The 2970-nt window shown below is 68.8% G+C and carries 4 protein-coding genes and 2 pseudogenes; 4 read left to right on the top strand and 2 right to left on the bottom strand.

Annotated elements, in window-relative coordinates; translation table 11 throughout:
- Both ACIGO6_RS41570 and ACIGO6_RS41565 read left to right on the top strand, forming a co-directional pair.
- Positions 1–307 (top strand): annotated as a pseudogene (locus ACIGO6_RS41570) (hypothetical protein); the annotation flags it as partial.
- Positions 308–347: 40 nt separating this feature from the next.
- A pseudogene (locus ACIGO6_RS41565) lies at positions 348–563 on the top strand (Na+/H+ antiporter NhaA); the annotation flags it as partial.
- Between the two features lie 407 nt (positions 564–970).
- Here the strand turns inward: ACIGO6_RS41565 and ACIGO6_RS41560 are convergent.
- Together ACIGO6_RS41560 and ACIGO6_RS41555 are read right to left on the bottom strand one after the other, a co-directional pair.
- A complete protein-coding gene (locus ACIGO6_RS41560; RefSeq protein ID WP_399886010.1) occupies positions 971–1210 on the bottom strand; it encodes a hypothetical protein in 240 nt (79 codons plus the stop codon).
- A 189-nt stretch (positions 1211–1399) separates the two neighbouring features.
- Positions 1400–1876, bottom strand: a complete 477-nt coding sequence (locus ACIGO6_RS41555) for a DUF2000 domain-containing protein (RefSeq protein ID WP_399886008.1) — start codon at positions 1874–1876, stop codon at positions 1400–1402.
- 467 nt (positions 1877–2343) lie between these two features.
- On the opposite strand from ACIGO6_RS41555, the gene ACIGO6_RS41550 reads away from it, so the two are divergent.
- Together ACIGO6_RS41550 and ACIGO6_RS41545 are read left to right on the top strand one after the other, a co-directional pair.
- Complete coding sequence (locus ACIGO6_RS41550; RefSeq protein WP_399886006.1) at positions 2344–2577, top strand: hypothetical protein; 234 nt, start codon at positions 2344–2346, stop codon at positions 2575–2577.
- Positions 2577–2849, top strand: coding sequence for a hypothetical protein (locus ACIGO6_RS41545; RefSeq protein ID WP_399886004.1), 273 nt, complete (start codon positions 2577–2579; stop codon positions 2847–2849). The genes ACIGO6_RS41550 and ACIGO6_RS41545 overlap by 1 nt, the downstream gene beginning before the upstream one ends.
- Positions 2850–2970: the final 121 nt, after the last annotated feature.

Here is a 2970-nt window from a genome sequence, read left to right as displayed (position 1 = left end):
GCGGGTACTTCCTCGGTGCAGGCATCGTCTGGGCTCCTCTCGTGAGACCCATCTGACCCTCTGTCACCTCTTCCCGCATCTCGGGGGAACCTCAGTCCAACGCGACCCCACCACCCGCGGCTTCCACGTCCAACCCCGCCGCTGGGTCGTCGAACGCACCCTCGGCTGGCTCATGCACCACCGCCGCCTGGCCCGCGACTACGAAACCCACCCCCACCGATCCGCAGCCATGATCCAACTCGCCGCCATCAACCTCATGACCCGCCGCCTCACCCACGAAGCCACCCACAACTGGCGCGACAGCTAATCCAAATGAAACAGACAACCGAGAATCAAACGCTCACTAAGGCAAGGTGTTCACCACCCCCCAACCCCTCGGAGTGATCGTCGGGCTGGTCGCGGGCAAGGTTCTCGGGATCTTCGCCGGAACGTATCTCGCCGCCCGCTTCACCCGCGCGCGGCTCAATCCGGACCCGGCCTGGGCCGACGCCTTCCCCCTGGCCGCCCTGGTCGGAGTCGGCTTCACGGTCGTCCTGCTCCTCGGCGAGCTGGCCTTCCCCGGCACGGTCGTCGGCGAGGGATGATCCTTGGTGACGGGTGATCGCGTTGCCGAGTGCCGGAGCGTGGCTGACGAACGCGTGCCGTAGGTGAGGTGGAAGCGGTGGGCGGTCACGTACACGGGATCGATGCCGCGCCGCCCCAGCTCGGCTGAGATCAGTGCCAGTACCGCGGCCCCGGCGCCGGCGCCGACCACGAGAACGAGCCCGAAGACCGTCCCGGCCGAGAGCTGGATCCCGCCGATGCTGGTGAAGCTCCAGGCGATGCCGAGGCCGAGCAGGAGCTAACACGGCGGCGGCCGTCCAGCCCTGCCTGGTGGCGCGCCGCCCGTACCCGGCCAGCCCGAGCACAGCCAGGACGGCAGGCCCGATCGCCGTCTAGATCCCGGTGGCGAGCGCGGACGGTACCCAACTCAATGCCGCGTAGAAGCCGAGAAGGTGATCGCGGTGACCACGTTCATCAGCGCGAGCAACCCAGTGGCCTTCGGCGAAGCGGCGGCCCGTCCGCGCCGCGCCCGGCGCACCAGCAGCGCGGCGTTGAACAGCACGGCCGCGGCGCCGAATCCCGTATAGGAAAGGGTCAGGCTCGCTGTGGCCTCCAGCCGCCCGGAGATGTAGCCGAACGCCCCGGCTTGCAGCAGCATCGACGCCACGATGGACACCATTGGCACGACTTGTCTTCCCTTTCATACGATCCGGCAGAGGATGCCAGGCCCCAGCCGGCTCGCTGAAGCTGCCCGGCACGGAGGCGGTGGCTCCTTGCCGGAGAGGCTTGTCCGGGCAACGACGAGGCCACCTCGCCCAGGGCGAGTACTGGGCGACGTGCTCGTGATCGGCCGGGGTCAGTGCAGCAGGGAGAACTTCTTGGTCAGCGGGTCCAGCACATCGCGCTGCCCGAAGACAGCGATGCCGTAGTAGTCGAGGGCCTGCTCCGGCGTGGTCTTCATCCGGTCCAGCTGTTCCGCGTAGGTGTCGCCGGTCATCTCTGCGGTGAAGTCGGTGTACAGCAGCCCTGCAGCATCGGCTTGGTTGCGCAGCCGCCGGACCCAGGTCGGACGTCCTTCGAGAACGACCAGGGAGAGACCGGAGATGGGGGCGTGGCTGCCGGTATCGGCGTCGGAGAACGCAAGGAACGACATCTTGCGCAGCAGCTCCGGCTGTTCGGTGGCTGCCTTGGCGGCAAGTCCCAGACACAGGTGCGACGCCGCGTTCGCCGCCACCCCGAGCGGAAGCTTCGCCTTGAGGGCGACGACGAACTTGTAGCGGCTGTCGACCTCAGACGCATCGACACAGGCGGGACTCGCAGTGGGGACGGTCATGGGTGCCTCTTTCACGAGATCTCATAGACATGGGAGGTCGCCGATGGGGGCCCTCGGGCGGTGGTCCCTAGAGACTGGCGCAGACTGGCACGCCAGTTCTTGTACGATCTTGCGCTCTGATCTGCCGTCGCGGACTCACCAGTTGGGATGGCCCGCGCGCTGTCGTTGAAGCGTGACGACGCTCCGCGAGACCGGACTCGACCGAGACCGCAGCCGGGTCGGCCGGGACGGTCGGCTCCAGGGCGGGGCAGGCGAGCATCAGCACGCGACTTCGGGAATCCGCCACGAGCCAGCGAACTACGTGAGCTCCACGCAGAATTCGCTGGTTTCCGTGCCCCACATCCACGTTGCCCCGCCGTCTGCGCAGTTGCCCGATGGCCGGCGCCGGCTTGGCCGGAGTCGTCCCCGGTGCTTGCGTCCGGCGGTAGCGTGGTGAGACACGCCAGTCACGCGCCCTGGAGTCCTCGATGAGCGAACAGCCGGCCACCGCAGAATCGGCCCGGCAGAAGCTGGAGCCCGCGGCCGCCGACGCGGTGCGCGCATACGCGGCCAAGACCCGCGCCGACGCCGACCGGTTCGCCGCCGTGCTGGAGGACATCGCCACCAACGGTCTGCCCGACCCCGAGCAGTGCACCCCATGGGAGGAGCTGCGCGAGGCCCACCTCGCCCGCCTCGCTCGGCAGCGCCCGGCCATCGCCTGATGACCCGACAGCACGGACCCCGCCGGGCCCGGATCGCGTTCTCCGACTCCGCCGCCAAGCAGCTGGAGAACATCACCAGCGAGGCGGAACTCCACGCCCTGGACCGCGCCCTGGTCGTCGTCCCCGTCGACCCCGACATCGGCGAGGCACTGCCCGGCGACTCCACCAGTGCCCGGCTGCGCCAGTACACGGACGAGGTCGAGCGCGTACGCCTCCTGTACTGGGTCACGGCGCTGTGCACCGTGGTCGTCGTCGTGTACATCGAGGTCTGAAGCGTCATGGCCCGGCGGAGCCGGGTCATGACGCCCCACACGACCACCTGTCGGTCCGTGCCCACCCGTCCGTGAGGGCTACGGACGGGCGTCGAGCCAGCTCAGCTTGTGCCCGTACAGG

The sequence above is a fragment of the Streptomyces sp. NPDC053750 genome, assembly GCF_044544295.1.
Classification (GTDB): Bacteria; Actinomycetota; Actinomycetes; order Streptomycetales; family Streptomycetaceae; genus Streptomyces.
The sequence above is the reverse complement of the archived record's forward strand: the minus strand, read 5'-3'. Positions and strand labels throughout refer to the sequence as shown.